The organism is Marisediminicola sp. LYQ134, from assembly GCF_046599635.1.
GTDB lineage: Bacteria > Actinomycetota > Actinomycetes > Actinomycetales > Microbacteriaceae > Marisediminicola.
Genome location: NZ_JBKIWP010000001.1, coordinates 1,707,674 through 1,721,767, shown reverse-complemented (window position 1 = coordinate 1,721,767; position 14,094 = coordinate 1,707,674). Strand labels below are relative to the sequence as shown.

Here is a 14,094-nt window from a genome sequence, read left to right as displayed (position 1 = left end):
GTCGCGCCGTGAAGGTCGTCGTCGAACAGGTCGACTCGATCGACGACCCCCGGCTCGCCGACTACGCGCACCAGACGGATGTCGCGCTCAAGAAGTCCCGCGGAAGCGAGCACGGCCTCTACCTCGCCGAATCCCTCCTCGTGATGCAGCGCGCGCTCGCCGCAGGGCACCGGCCGCGGTCGGTTCTCGCGCTCGGCGGGTCGGTCGACGACGCGGTCGCGGCGCTCGAGGCGAAACCGGGCGGTGCGGATGTCGACGGTCCCGGCGACGTCGTCGTGCCCGTGTTCTCGGGGCCCGGTGACCTCCTCGAACAACTCACCGGCTATGTGCTGCATCGCGGTCTCATCGCCTCGATGCATCGCCCAGCGCTCCCAACGGTCGAGGCCCTCCTCGCTGATGCGCGTCGCGTCGTGATCATCGAGAACGTCGCCGACCCGACCAACGTGGGGGCGATCTTCCGCTCGGTAGCCGCGATCGGGGCAGACGCGGTGCTCGTGACCGACCGGTGCTCCGACCCCTTCTACCGCCGCGCCATCCGCGTGAGCATGGGCACCGTGCTGCAGGTGCCGTGGGGGAGGGTCGGCGCGTGGCCGGCGACGAAGGAGCTGCTCGCGGCATCCGGATTCCATGTCGCGGCCCTCGCGCTCCGCGACGACTCGGTGACGCTGCGCGCCTTCGCGGCACGAGCCCCCGAGCGAGTGGCGCTCGTGCTCGGCGCGGAAGGCGACGGTCTCACGCCCGAGGCGCTCGATGCCGCCGACACGATCGTGCGCATCCCCATGGCGCACGGCATCGACTCGCTCAACGTCGCCGCGACAGCCGCGGTGGCGATGTACGCCCTCGCCGACTGAGGCTCCGCGCGCCCCGCGACGGTTCGGGGCGAGTCGGGGCGGGCTAGATCTCGAAGCGCGTCTCGACCCGGTCGTCGACGGCTGCCGAGAGCCGGCCGAGCATGTCGTCGGACATCGGCGGCAGGTCGTCGAGGGTGAACCAGCGCGCCTCGAGGTTCTCACCGTCGGCCGGGGCGGGGGTGCCGGACACCCAGCGCATGCGGAACGTGAGATCGAGGTACTGGCTCTCGTCGCCGTTCGGGTAGACGATCGGCTCGGTCACGCCGATGCGCGCGAGCCGCTCGGGCACGGCGACGACGTCGGCCTCCTCGAGGGTTTCGCGCGCGGCGGCGACGGCCGGTTGCTCGCCGGGGTCGATGATGCCGGTGACCGGGGTCCAGGCTCCCGTGTCGGAGCGACGCACGAGCAGCACCTCGTCGCCGCGGATCACGACGGCCGTGACACCGCTGAGCCACAGTGGCGCGGTCCCGATCTTCTCGCGGAGTGCCAGGACGAAGTCGGGGGTGGCCATGAGAAAAACTGTAGCGCCGCGCGAACGCAGGGCGCGTCGAAGAGTGGTCTCGGAGCCTGTCGGAGGGCTACACGAGCAACTGGTGCTTCGCGAGATCCTTGTAGAGCGGTGTTGAGACGACGAGCTCCGAGTGCGTGCCCACCCCCACGACACGACCGTGGTCGAGCACGACGATCTGGTCGGAGTCGACGACCGTCGAGAGTCGATGGGCGATGACGATGAGCGTGCGGTTCTCGGCGACCGCGTCGATCGCCTCGCGCAGCATCTGCTCGTTGAGTCCGTCGAGTGACGACGTCGACTCGTCGAGGAGCAGGATGGGCGGGGCCGCGAGAAGCGTGCGGGCGATCGCGAGACGCTGGCGCTCGCCACCCGAGAGCATCACGCCGTCTTCGCCGACGGGTGCGTCGAGTCCGAGCTCGTTGCGGTCGAGCACCTCGGTGAGGTTGACGTCGCGCAGCACGCGCACGCAGTCGTCGTCCGACGCGTCGGGTGCGCCGAGCTTGAGGTTCTCACGGATGGTGCCCGCGAGCACGGGGGCGTCTTGTTCCACGTAGCCGATCTGGGCGCGCAGCTCGGAGCGGTCGAGTGCACGGAGATCGGTGCCCCCGAGCCTGATGACGCCGGAACTCGGGTCGTAAAACCTCTCGATGAGCGCGAGGATCGTGCTCTTGCCCGCGCCGGAGGGGCCGACGAGCGCCGTGCGCTTGCCTCGGGGTGCGGTGAACGAGACGCCGTGCAGCACGGTGCGGTCGCGGGTCGGGGGAAGATCCGCGGCCGGTGCGGTGGGTGTGGTCGGGGCCGGGGGTGCGGCGGAGGTCGCATCCGCGGTGCGGGGGGACGAGACATCCGTTCCCTGCGGGGCACCGGCCGCCGAGTCGGTCGGGGCGGCGCTCGCCGCATCGGTTTCGGGTGCGAGCTCGGTGTAGGTGAACTCGACGTTCTCGAACGCGAGCGCGTCGTCGGAGTCGACCGCGGGGGAGGCGCTGCGGGCGATCGCGGCGTCGCCCTCCGTCTCGCTTGGCAGGGCGATGATCTCCTGGATGCGGCCCAGGGCGCCGAGGGCCGAGTTGACCGATGTGATGGCGCCGAACGCCTGACCGAGCGGGCCGATCATGAGGAAGAGGAACAGGATGAATGCGACCAGGTCGGCGACCGTGATGTCGCCGTTCGCGACGCGGAACCCGCCGACCCCGAGCACGACGAGGAACGACACCTGCAGGGCGATGCCGGCGATCGGCACGACGAGAGCGGAGATCCTCGCGACACTGATTCCCATGCGCCACGCGCCCTCGGCGTGCTTCTCCACTTCGGCGATCTCGCGGGCGGCGGCGTTCGACGCGCGGATGGTGCGCACCGCGCTGATCGACCGCTCGACGGCTGCCGCGAGGTCGCCGACCTTCTCTTGCGCTTTGCGGCTCGCGACACGGATGCGAGCGCTCAGCGTCACGACCGTGATGACCGACGCGGCGATCACGAGCACGGTGAGGCCGAGGAGGATCGGGTCGAGGATCGCCATGGCGATGAGAGCCCCGACGAACGTGAGCGACCCACCGATGGCCTCGACGAGGCCCTGGGTGAGAACGGCGCGCAAGAGCGTCGTGTCGGAGCCGACCCTCGACACGAGGTCGCCGGTGCGGCGCACGTCGAACTCGCTGATGGGCAGGTTGAGCATGCGAGACACGAGCCGGCGACGGCTCGACAGCACCACGCCCTCGCCCGTGCGCTGCAACAGGTAGTGCTGGAAACCGCTGATGAGACCGGATGCGACGACGAGCGCCACGAGCAGCCACACGATGAGCTGCAGGGAGTCACCAGCCTCCACGATCGTGATCACCTGGCTCACGAGGAGCGGTTGCGCGAGCGACGCCGCCGCGCCGAGCACGCTCAGGATGATCACGAAGACGAGCACGCGGCGATGCTCGAAGAGGTAGGGCAGCAGTTGCGAGAACGTCGCGCGCGGGCCCGAATCGGCCTGGGGGCGACCGAAGAGGGAGCGACGCGGGCGAGGCGGGTTCTGCTGGGAAGTCATCGAAGCTCTCTGGGGATCGTGCCCGGTGCGCGGCGGTGGGTGCGTGGTGTCGGCTGCGTGGTGGTGGACTGGGCGATGCAGTGGCAGGCAGGGCTGGACGGCTCGGAGGCGACCGGCTCCGGACCGGCCGGCTCGGGCCGGGTCGGCATCACCCAGGCGCGCCGGTGCCAGCGTATCGGCGCGGGGTGCGCCCCCGTGGTGAGTTCGCTGAGGGCGAGAGGCGGGTCGAGTACTCGTCCTCGCGAAAGACTCCTCCTCCCCGCCCCCTGTGGAGAACCCACTCTCCGCAGACGATTCGTTCTTCTTTCGAACACCCGTTCGATTCGGGAGAATTGATGCATGCCCACCCTCTCCGCCGCTCTCCTCGATCGGGCCGCTGTGGTCGCCGATCTCGGCGGCACGGCGGAGTCGATCGCCGCTCTCGACCACGCTGATCTGACGGCGGCCGTCGAGTCCGTCGCGGCGCTGCAGCACAACGTCGACCAGTTCGCCGCTCTGATCGCGGGGGAGGTCGCGCACCGGTCGCGCCCTGAACTCGGTCACCAGGGACTCGCCCAAAAGGCGGGTTTCGTGAGCCCGGTCGCGATGATCCAGCGTGTGGCGCACGTGAGCCGCGCCGAAGCCACCCGCCTGGTCGAGACCGGATCTTTGCTCGCCGAAGCCGCGTCCGCGGGCGCGCCGCCAGTGGGGGGCAACGACGGTTCCGCCCCACCGTCGTGGCGCGACGCTCTCGCCGCGGCCGTGACGTCAGGTGCCCTCTCGCTCGATGCGATGGATGCGATCCGGCGGGTGTTCTCCGAGATCACCGGCGTCGACGAGATCGTGCTCGAGGACGCTGCAGACGACCTCATCGCCGCGGGACCGGGTCTGACCCCGGAACAGCTCTGGCGCCGTGCGAGGCAGGTGCGTGGTCTCCTCGATGCTGACGGGATCGAGCGTCGGGAGAAACAGCACCGCGACCTGAGGACGGTGCGCACCTGGTGGGACAACGCGACCGGAATGCACTGCGGGTCCTGGCGGCTCGCCCCCGAGGACGGCGCTCTCGTCGCCGAGGCGTTTGCGCAGATCCTGTCACCGCGGCGGGGTGGTCCCCGGTTCGTCGACCCGGCCGCGCGTGCGACCGCGGAGGAGTTGCTGAACGATGGCCGCACCGACGAGCAGGTCAGTGCCGACGCGTTCGTCGACCTGGTGCGCCTCGCGGTCGATGCGGATCCGGGCACCCTGTTTGGCGGGCGCCGCCCGGCCGTGCGGATCGTGGTGACCGCGGACCGGCTCGAGGGCAGGACAGGTCCAGGGTTCATCGAGGGCCGCACCGACACCGTGTCGGCTCCGACGATCGAACGGGCGATCTGCAACACCGGAGTCATCAGCGTCGGCTTCGACCGCGACGGCCAGTGCGTGAACGTCGGACGGGACCGGCGCCTGTTCACGGAACGGCAACGGGTCGGGTTGACGGTCAGAGACGGCGGATGCCGGTTCCCCGGGTGCGAGAGACCTTCGTCGTATTGCGAGGCCCACCACATCAACCCGTGGGCTGGTGTCGAGGGCCGCACCGACATCGCTGACGGCATCCTGCTGCGTCGGAGGCATCATCTGCTGATCCGCGACAACCGGTGGCAGGTGCACCGAGACCGAGCCGACTACTTCCTCGAACCACCACCCTCGGTCGATCCGGGGCGGGTGTTCATTCCGATGCCGTCCCGGAGCCCGGTCGCCCATGAGATCGCGATGTAGCGATGTGACGACGCAACCCGGCCCGAACCGACCCGGACCCTCAGCTCACGTTCGAGGTGTACTCGAGGTCCCGCGTCTCCTTGCTCAGGATGAGCGCGACGAGCGTGATGGCCCCCATGACGCTCAGGTACACACCGACGAGCACCGGGCTCCCGTCGGCGAGACCCCAGAGCCACACCGCGATGAACGGCGCCACAGCAGCACCGAGGATGCTCGCGACGTTGTAGCTGATCGCCGACCCCGTGTACCGCACGTTCGTCGGGAACAACTCGGGCAACAACGCCCCCATCGGACCGAACGTCAACCCCATGAGAGTGAACCCGATCACGAGCAACGCGTTGACACCCACATCTCCACCCCCGAGGAGTGGCACGAACAGAAAACCGAAGACGATGATCGCGAGAGTCGTCACGATGAGGTGCGCACGACGGCCGAACCTCTCCGCGAGCGGACCAGACACGAGCGTGAAGATTCCGAAGAACACGACACCGACGATGAGCATGATGAGGAAGTCGTTGCGCGTGTAGCCGAGGCCCGCGACATCCGCATCGACCGGCGTCGTGCCGTACGTGAGCGTGTACGTCGTCATGAGATAGAAGAGCGTGTACGTCGCGAGCATGATGAACGTTCCGAGGATGAGCTGACGCCAACTCGACTTGAAGACTCGCGCGAGAGGCAGCTTCTCGACCTCACCCGACTCGATGACCTTCGTGAACGCGGGAGTCTCGATGAGCTTGAACCGCACATAGAGACCGATGATCACGAGAACGGCGCTCGCGAGGAACGGCACACGCCACCCCCACGACAGGAAGTCGTCTTCGGGCAGCGTGAGGTTGAGGATGAGGAACACGCCGTTGGCCACGATGAAACCGATCGGCGCACCGAGCTGCGGGAACGTGCCGTAGATGGCGCGCTTGCCTTCGGGAGCATTCTCCGTCGCGAGCAACGCTGCGCCACTCCACTCGCCACCGAGACCGAGACCCTGGGCGAAACGCATGATCACCAGAAGCGTGGGGGCGAGAACCTCCCAGCCGGGCGTGAGCGCCGTCGGGATGCACCCGATGAGCACCGTCGCGACACCCATCGTGAGCAGCGACGCCACGAGGGTGCCCTTGCGACCGATCCGGTCACCGAAGTGCCCGAACAGGATCGACCCGATCGGCCGCGCCACGAACGCCGCGCCGAATGCCGCAAACGACTTGAGGAGCGACATGGTCGGGTCGTCCCCGGGGAAGAACAGGATCGGGAACACGAGCACGGCCGCCGTCGCATAGACGTAGAAGTCGTAGAACTCGATCGACGTGCCGATGAGGCTCGCGAAGATGACACGAGAACGAGGATTGGTCTTGGCAGACGCGGTGGGGGCGGTGACGGACGACATGCAGAAACTCCGGACAGGCTGACGGGGCTGGACCGCCGGGCACGGGACCACCTGATGCGGGGTCGACGAGTGCGAGGCGAAAGAAGAGAGGCGGCCGTTCGTGACGGCCGCCAATCACCTTACGCTCATCTTCGAGGGCTCACAGCGCACTGATGCGCCACGACACCTCGTGCGTCGCCCCGGGCTCGAGCTCGACGACATCCGTCTTCGAGTTGAACGCGTCGGGCGGACACGTCATCGGCTCGACCGCGAGCCCGATGCGGCTGGGCTCGGGCGCCGGACGATCCGCGGTGTGGATCTGCACCCAGGGGCAGGCCTCGTCGAACTCGATCGCGACCCCGCTCCCCGCCGCGGTCGTGACGCGCACGGTCGCGCGAGGGGAGAATTCGAGCGACGTGTAGGCGTGATCGACGAAAGTGTCACCGATCACCCGCCCCCCGCGGAAGTCGAGGGTGCCGTCGAGAACCGAATCGACGGAGGCGACGCGGTCGGGGAGCAAACGGTCGCCCTCGGTGAGGAACACGTCTGAGGCCGACAGCTCGAGAGTCCAGTCGTCGACGATGCCCTCGCCCGCCACGAGGTACGGGTGCGCACTGCACCCGTAGGGCGCCGTCGTGTCGCCGACATTGGTCGCACCGATCGACTGCGTGAGACCGTCGCTCGACACCGTGAACGTGACCGAGACACGCACCCGGTGCGGATAGCCGACCTGCGGCGGGATGATCGCCGCGAGCGTCACCGCATCGCCGACGTGCTCCACGACCGAGAAGTCCACCCAGCTCACGAGCCCGTGGAGGGCGTGACCCCGCTCGGGTTCGGTGAGGGCGAGCTGCCGATCCTCGCCCGCGAACGTGTAGGTGCCGTCGATGATGCGATTGGGCCACGGGGCGAGCGTCGCACCGCGGAAATTGCGTCGGACCTCGTCTGCCGCGAACGGAACCGTGAGGTCGCGCCCGTCGAACGTGAGCTCCCGCAGCGTCGCACCGGTGCTCGCGACGGTCGCCTGGTAGCCGTGCGCCTCGATCACGTACTGCGTGCCCGAGAGGGGCGTGTCGCCGGTGGCGGTGGCGGTGGGAGCGGCGGCGGTGTCCTCGGTCATGGTGAGCCTTTCGTCGTGTTCCCCCACTGTGTCACGCGGAGGGAGCGACCGGGGTCAGGCCGAGAGCTCCGGGAAGAACACGCGCTGCACCCAGAAACCCGCGAGCACGATCGACCCGAGGATGACGACGATCTTGATGTAGACGATCGGATTCTTCATCAGAGGGCCGCCTCGAGCTTCGCGAACTCGAGCTTCGCGAGCGAGCGGATCACGAGGGCCGTCGAGACCGCTGCTTCGGCCGCCTCGGCACCCTTGTCTTCGCTCGACTCGGGGAGTCCCGCGCGGTCGAGTCCCTGCTGCTCCGTGTCGACCGTGAGCACACCGAAACCGATCGGTTTGCCGCAGTGCACGCTCACTTGCGTGAGACCGGAGGTCGTCGCATCCGCGACGTACTCGAAGTGGGGCGTTCCGCCGCGGATGATGACGCCGAGCGCGACGACAGCGTCGGCTCCCGCGTTGAACGCCGCCTTGCTCACGACGGGGAGCTCGAAGCTCCCGGAGACCCGCACGACGTTGACGTCGGCATTCGCGTGCTCGAGATACCGTTTCGCCCCCGCGAGGAGGCCCTCCGCGATGGTCTCGTGCCATGACCCGGCGACGATCGTCACCGAGAGTCCCGTCGCGTCGAGGGGGGTGGTGTCGGGGGCGCCGGCTCCGGTCACAGTTCTTGCTCCTTCAGAGTCTGGATCGCCGCGGCAGCGACGAACCTGTCGAGTGCAGCATCGTCGGGCAACATGTGCCCCATCCGATCGCGCTTGGTGCTGAGGTAGGCCTCGTTGACCCCGCCCACCCCGACCACGAGAGGCACCTGGTCGATCACGGTGATGCCGCGGTCGACGAGTTGCTTGACCTTGTCGGGGTTGTTGGTGATCACTCGCACCGAGGATAGTCGGAGGTCCTCGAGGATCGCGACCGCAGCACCGTAGTCCCGGCCGTCGGCGGGGAAACCGAGCGCGAGGTTGGCGTCGAGAGTGTCGAGCCCGTCTTCCTGCAGGCGGTAGGCCTTGAGCTTGTTGACGAGACCGATCCCGCGACCCTCGTGCCCCCGCATGTAGATCACGACGCCCCCGTGTTCCTGGATGGTGTCGAGCGCCGCATCGAGCTGCGGTCCGCACTCGCACTTGAGCGAACCGAACACCTCGCCCGTGAGGCACTCGGAGTGCACCCGGATGAGTGCACCGTCGGTCGGTTCGCCGGCGATGACGGCCACGTGGTCGGCCCCCGACATCCGGTCGCGGTAGGCGCGGAAACGGAACGGTCCGCGGTTCGTAGGAATGGTCGTCTCGACCTCGAAGATCACGCGCGAGCTCTCGGGCAGCGGGGTGACGGTGGGAACCTCCACGTCGGCGTGCACCTCGTGGAGGTAGGCGATGAGGCTCTCGATGGTGATGACGGTGAGCCCCTCGCGCTCACCGAGCGCGAGCAGACCGGGGAGGCGCATCATCTCGCCGTCGTCGGCGACGATCTCGGAGATCGCCCCGACGGGGGTCAGGCCCGCCAGTTTCATGAGATCGACGGCCGCTTCGGTGTGACCGTCGCGCTCACGCACCCCACCCTCGGCCGCACGCAGCGGCAGGATGTGGCCTGGCCGGTTGAGGCTCGACGGCGTCGACTCGAGGTCGGCGAGCACGCGCAGCGTGTGGGCGCGATCGGCGGCACTGATGCCTGTGCTGAGCCGGTCGGCCGCGTCGACCGTGACCGTGTAGTTGGTGCCTCGGGGGTCTTCGTTGTGGGCGACCATCACGGGCAGCTCGAGACGGTCGGCGATCTCGTTCGTCATGGGTGCGCAGATGAACCCCGACGAGTTGCGCACGAGCCACGCGATCCACTCCTGGCTCGCGAGCTCGGCCGAGATCACGACGTCGCCCTCGTTCTCGCGACCCTCGTCGTCGACGACGATCACGGGTCGGCCAGCACGCAGCTCGTCGAGGGCGGTGGGGATGTCGGCGAGGCTCACGATGCGGTCCCGTTCTGGAACGCGAGCATCCGCTCCACGTGTCGGGCGAGGATGTCGGTCTCGATGTTGACCGTGTCGCCGACGGTCTTGCGGCCGAGCGTCGTGACCGAGAGTGTCTCGGGGATGAGTGACACCTCGAACCAGTCGGTGCCCACGTCGCTCACGGTGAGCGAGATGCCGTCGATCGCGATCGAGCCTTTGCTCGCCACGAGGGGTGCGAGGTCTGCCGAGAGACTGAACCGCACGATCCGCCACGCGCTGCCCTCGGTGATGGAGAGCAACTCGCTCGTGCCGTCGATGTGACCCTGCACGATGTGTCCACCGAGACGGTCGCCCACCTGGGCTGCACGCTCGAGGTTGACCGGCTCACCCGGTGTCGGAGACGTGAAGGTGCTCATGGCGATCGTCTGCGCCATGACGTCGGCGGTGAACCAGTCCGGCCCCTGGTCGACGACCGTGAGGCACACGCCGTTGACCGAGATGGAGTCGCCGTGGGAGGCGTCGCCGACAACGAGGGGGCCGCGCACGGTGAGCCTCGCGGCATCCGTTCCCGGCGACCACTCGACCACTTCGCCGAGCTCTTCGATGATTCCGGTGAACATTAGAGGGTCCTTCCGTCGGTGCCTGAGGGTGCTGAGAGTGCGGGCGCGGCCGCTGCTGGTGGGGCTGGCGCGGGGCGCGCGACCAGCAGGATGTCGTCGCCGAGGATCTCGAGACGCTCGACCGCGAGCCTGCGGGCGTCGGCGATTCCCGGCACGCCCACGTCGCCGAGCGCGAGCCGGTCGCCGCCGAGCAGAACGGGGGCGAGGTAGACGAGAAACTCGTCGACGAGCCCCGCGCGCACGAACGCGCTCGCGAGGGTCGGCCCACCCTCGACGAACACCGAGCGGATGCCCCTTTTGAACAGGTCGGCGAGCACGGCGTCGAGATCGTGGCTGCGCGCCTCGATGAGCGCGTGCGGATGCTCGCGCACGCGCGCCGTGGCCGCGACCGCGCGCTCGCCGACCACGACGGGCACGGGCTGGTGGGGGAGGAGTTCGCCCGCATCCCCGCGCGCCGTGAGCGAGGGGTCGTCCGCGATCACGGTGCCCGTGCCGACGACGATCGCGTCGGCATCCGCCCGCCTCTCGTGCACATGCTGGCGCGCGGCCGTTCCCGTGATCCACTGGCTCGACCCGTCGGCGGCCGCGGCCCGACCGTCGAGGCTCGAAGCCCACTTGAGGGTCACGACGGGGCGCCGGAGGGTCATGGCCGTGAGCCACCCGTGCAGAAAGGCGGTGGCCTCGTCGGCGAGCACTCCCTCGACGACGTCGATTGCCGCGTCACGCAGTCGCGCGGCGCCGCCACCCGAGGCGTGACCGGGGTCGGCGACCGCGTAGACGACTCGCGCCACGCCCGCGGCGATGAGTGCCTCGGTGCACGGTCCGGTGCGGCCGTGGTGGTTGCACGGTTCGAGGGTCACGACCGCTGTCGCCCCGCGGGCGGCATCGTCGACGAGGTGGCTGAGGGCATCGACTTCGGCGTGAGCGGTGCCGGCACCGCGGTGCCAGCCCTCGGCGATCACCGTGCCGTCGGGGGAGAGGATGACGCACCCGACGCGCGGGTTGGGTCCGGTCTTCACGCCGCGCGACGCGAGGGCGAGCGCCGCGCGCATGGCTTCCTCGATCGTGGTGCTCATCATCCGGTGTCCTGAATCTCGAGTGTCGAGACGGTCTCCGGGATTCCGCGCGGTGCACGCGGGATGGTGCGCAGGGTCGACCGATCCTGCTCGTGCTGCCTCTCATCCAGACTGAGAGATCTCGCGATCTCATTACTGTCGGTCCCGGAATTCCACCGGCTCAACCGAACGGGATGTCGCCATCTCGTGCGGGTCGCGGACTGTCACCGCCGGTTCGGATTCTCACCGACCCCGGAGCACGTACTGCTGTCGAGTGTAGTCAACGCGTTTCGGGGCGCGGTATTCCCCGTCACCCGCCCTCGCCCTCGCCCTCAGAGCTCGGAGCTCAGAGCGGCCAGCCGCCCGCGCGCGACCGGGGGTCGCTGCGCAGGAGGCTCGCTTGCCACGCATCGACGCGTTCGTCGCGGTGCACCATCGATTTGCGCGCCGTCCCCTCGAATCGGAAGCCCGCGCGCCGCGCGATCATCGCCGACGGCACGTTGCCGGCAACCGCTTGCCAGTGGATGCGCTGGAGGTCGAGCGCGGTCGGATCGAACCCGAGGTCGATCACCGCGGCGAGGGCCTCGTCCATGAGGCGAGCCCGTCGCCTCGACCGTGCGAGCCAGAACCCGACGGTCGCCGAACGGACCGGTTCGAGTCGCAGCTCGATCACGCCGGCGAGTTCGCCCTCGAGTCGGATCGCCCAGAGCACGACCCCGTCGCTCGCCGGGTGTCTGCCCGACCGGCTCGAGGAGGCGTAGTCGGTGGCGAAGGAGGTGGCGTGATCGAGGGTGTACGGCTGCGGAACGGGAACCCAGCGCTGCAGTTCGGGGTCTTGGCAGAACTCGGCGATCCGGGGGGCGTCGGAGGGCACGACGGCATCGAGCACGAGCCGCTCGGTCTCGAGGCGCACGACGGGGTCGGGTGCGTCCGTCTCGCGTGCGCCGGTCTCCCCTGCGCCGGTGTCACCCGCACTCCCGTCGGTCATCGGCGTACTTTCGGCAGCAGGCCGATCCTGTCGTAGACGGTCGCGAGGGTCTGCTCCGCGATCTCGTTGGCCCGGTCGGCGCTCACGGCGAGGATGCGATCGAGCTCGGCCGGGTCATCCATCAGTTCGAGCGCGCGAGTGCGGATCGGATCGAACACGGCCACGACCGCGTCGGCGACGTCGCCCTTGAGGTCTCCGTATCCCCGCCCCGCGTACTGCGCCTCGAGGTCGGCGATGGGTGAACCTCCGAACGCCGAGAGGATCGTGAGGAGGTTGGACACACCGGGTTTGGCGCCGCGGTCGAAGCGGATCTCGCGGTCGTCGTCGGTCACCGCCGACTTGAACTTCTTCGCCGTCGTCTTCGCCTCGTCGAGCAGGAAGACGACTCCCGAGGTCGACGCCGCCGATTTGCTCATCTTCGACACCGGGTTCTGCAGGTCGTAGAGCCGTGCGCCCTGGGCGAGGATCGTCGGTTCGGGCACGACGAAGGTCGAGCCGAATCGGCTGTTGAACCGCGTCGCGAGATCCCGCGTGAGCTCCACGTGCTGTTTCTGATCGTCGCCGACCGGCACCTGGTGGGTCTGGTAGAGCAGGATGTCCGCCGCCATGAGGGTCGGGTAGGCGAAGAGCCCGAGCGACGCGGCATCCGTTCCGTTCTTGGCCGCCTTGTCTTTGAACTGCGTCATGCGGCTGGCCTCGCCGAAGCCCGTGATGGTGTTGAGCACCCACGCGAGCTGGGCGTGCGCGGGAACGTGGGACTGCACGAAGAGGGTCGACTTCTCGGGGTCGATCCCCGCCGCGATGTACTGCGCGGCGGTGCGGCGGATCTGCGCGCGCAGCACGGCCGGCTCCTGCGGCACGGTGATCGCGTGGAGGTCGACGACGCAGAAGATCGCGTCGTGCGACTCCTGCATGTCGCGCCACTGCCGCAGCGCCCCCACGTAGTTGCCGATGTGGAGGGAGTCGGCCGAGGGCTGCATCCCGGAGAAGAGACGGGGTTTGGAGGTCATGGTGTGCTTTCTTGGCGGGAAGGGGGGTCAGATCACGTAGTCGACGACGACGGGAGCGTGGTCGGACCATCGGGTGTCCCACGCGTCGGCTTTGTCGACGGCATACGACGTCACGCTCGCCGCGAGGGCGGGCGTGGCCACGTGGTAGTCGAGTCGCCACCCGGTGTCGGTGTCGAAGGCTTTGCCGCGCTGCGACCACCACGTGTATGGCCCTTCGACCTCGCCCGCCCACGCGCGGCCGACGTCGACCCAGCCGAGGCCGGGCCCCGTCGAGCCGTCGACGCCCGTCACGGTCTCGCCGAGGGGGCCGAAGAAGCGATCGAAGTAGGCGCGTTCGTCGGGCAGGAACCCCGCGTTCTTGCGGTTGCCCTTCCAGTTGCGGATGTCGATCTCGCGGTGTCCGACGTTGAGGTCGCCGACGACGAGCGCGTGGTCGGAGTGGCTCGCGAGCTCGGGGAGGCGCGCCTCCATCGCGTCGAGGAAGGTGTACTTCTCGACCTGCTTGGGGGTGCCGACCTCGCCCGAGTGCACGTAGGTGCTCACGACCGTGATGCTCGCGTCTCCGACGGTGAAGTCGGCTTCGAGCCAGCGCCCGGCGCTGTCGAACTCGTCGGCGCCGAGGCTCACGCGGTGAACGGTCGCGACGTTCCGGCTCGCGATCGCGACCCCCGCACGGCCTTTCGCCGTGGCCGCGTCGTGCAGGATGCTCCACCCGTCGCCGAGGAGCCCCGCGAGGTCGTCGGTCGACGCGCGCACCTCCTGGAGGGCGAGGATGTCGACACCGCGACCGTCGAGCCAGTCGCCCATGCCCTTGCGATACGCGGCGCGCACTCCGTTGACGTTGACGGTCGCGATGCGGAGGGGCTGAGTCATGAGG

The 14,094-nt window shown here is 69.0% G+C and carries 13 protein-coding genes; 2 read left to right on the top strand and 11 right to left on the bottom strand.

What is annotated here, in order from left to right:
• Window positions 1–8 precede the first annotated feature (8 nt).
• The gene (locus ACLHIH_RS08215; RefSeq protein WP_411316231.1) at window positions 9–851 is read left to right on the top strand and encodes a TrmH family RNA methyltransferase; all 843 of its coding nucleotides are present in this window, start codon (window positions 9–11) and stop codon (window positions 849–851) included.
• A 43-nt stretch (window positions 852–894) separates the two neighbouring features.
• Here the strand turns inward: ACLHIH_RS08215 and ACLHIH_RS08210 are convergent, their stop codons facing one another.
• Window positions 895–1,362, bottom strand: coding sequence for an NUDIX hydrolase (locus tag ACLHIH_RS08210; RefSeq protein ID WP_411316230.1), 468 nt, complete (start codon window positions 1,360–1,362; stop codon window positions 895–897).
• 67 nt (window positions 1,363–1,429) lie between these two features.
• Window positions 1,430–3,391 carry an ABC transporter ATP-binding protein gene (locus ACLHIH_RS08205; RefSeq protein WP_411316229.1) on the bottom strand — a complete coding sequence of 654 codons (1,962 nt, stop codon included), beginning with the start codon at window positions 3,389–3,391 and terminating at the stop codon, window positions 1,430–1,432.
• Window positions 3,392–3,730: 339 nt separating this feature from the next.
• Between ACLHIH_RS08205 and ACLHIH_RS08200 the strand changes: the two genes are divergently transcribed.
• Entirely contained in the window at window positions 3,731–5,125 is a 1,395-nt protein-coding gene (locus tag ACLHIH_RS08200; RefSeq protein WP_411316228.1) for a DUF222 domain-containing protein, read from the top strand.
• Between the two features lie 40 nt (window positions 5,126–5,165).
• On the opposite strand, the gene ACLHIH_RS08195 is transcribed toward ACLHIH_RS08200, so the two are convergent.
• From ACLHIH_RS08195 to ACLHIH_RS08155, 9 genes are all read right to left on the bottom strand, one after another.
• The gene (locus ACLHIH_RS08195) at window positions 5,166–6,506 is read right to left on the bottom strand and encodes an MFS transporter (protein WP_411316227.1); all 1,341 of its coding nucleotides are present in this window, start codon (window positions 6,504–6,506) and stop codon (window positions 5,166–5,168) included.
• 139 nt (window positions 6,507–6,645) lie between these two features.
• Window positions 6,646–7,605, bottom strand: a complete 960-nt coding sequence (locus ACLHIH_RS08190) for an aldose 1-epimerase family protein (RefSeq protein WP_411316226.1) — start codon at window positions 7,603–7,605, stop codon at window positions 6,646–6,648.
• A 158-nt stretch (window positions 7,606–7,763) separates the two neighbouring features.
• Window positions 7,764–8,267 carry a 6,7-dimethyl-8-ribityllumazine synthase gene (gene ribH, locus ACLHIH_RS08185; RefSeq protein ID WP_411316225.1) on the bottom strand — a complete coding sequence of 168 codons (504 nt, stop codon included), beginning with the start codon at window positions 8,265–8,267 and terminating at the stop codon, window positions 7,764–7,766.
• Complete coding sequence (gene ribB, locus ACLHIH_RS08180) at window positions 8,264–9,562, bottom strand: 3,4-dihydroxy-2-butanone-4-phosphate synthase (RefSeq protein ID WP_411316224.1); 1,299 nt, start codon at window positions 9,560–9,562, stop codon at window positions 8,264–8,266. Before ribB ends, ribH begins: the two co-directional genes overlap by 4 nt.
• Window positions 9,559–10,164 (bottom strand): riboflavin synthase, encoded by a 606-nt coding sequence (locus tag ACLHIH_RS08175; RefSeq protein WP_411316223.1) that lies wholly within the window; start codon window positions 10,162–10,164, stop codon window positions 9,559–9,561. Before ACLHIH_RS08175 ends, ribB begins: the two co-directional genes overlap by 4 nt.
• Window positions 10,164–11,243: a bifunctional diaminohydroxyphosphoribosylaminopyrimidine deaminase/5-amino-6-(5-phosphoribosylamino)uracil reductase RibD gene (gene ribD / locus ACLHIH_RS08170; protein WP_411316222.1), complete on the bottom strand. Its 1,080-nt coding sequence runs from the start codon at window positions 11,241–11,243 to the stop codon at window positions 10,164–10,166. The genes ACLHIH_RS08175 and ribD overlap by 1 nt, the downstream gene beginning before the upstream one ends.
• A gap of 322 nt (window positions 11,244–11,565) precedes the next feature.
• Complete coding sequence (locus tag ACLHIH_RS08165; RefSeq protein WP_411316221.1) at window positions 11,566–12,207, bottom strand: GNAT family N-acetyltransferase; 642 nt, start codon at window positions 12,205–12,207, stop codon at window positions 11,566–11,568.
• Window positions 12,204–13,217, bottom strand: a complete 1,014-nt coding sequence (gene trpS / locus ACLHIH_RS08160; RefSeq protein WP_411316220.1) for a tryptophan--tRNA ligase — start codon at window positions 13,215–13,217, stop codon at window positions 12,204–12,206. The genes ACLHIH_RS08165 and trpS overlap by 4 nt, the downstream gene beginning before the upstream one ends.
• A 27-nt stretch (window positions 13,218–13,244) precedes the next feature.
• Window positions 13,245–14,090 carry an exodeoxyribonuclease III gene (locus ACLHIH_RS08155; protein WP_411316219.1) on the bottom strand — a complete coding sequence of 282 codons (846 nt, stop codon included), beginning with the start codon at window positions 14,088–14,090 and terminating at the stop codon, window positions 13,245–13,247.
• Window positions 14,091–14,094 lie beyond the last annotated feature (4 nt).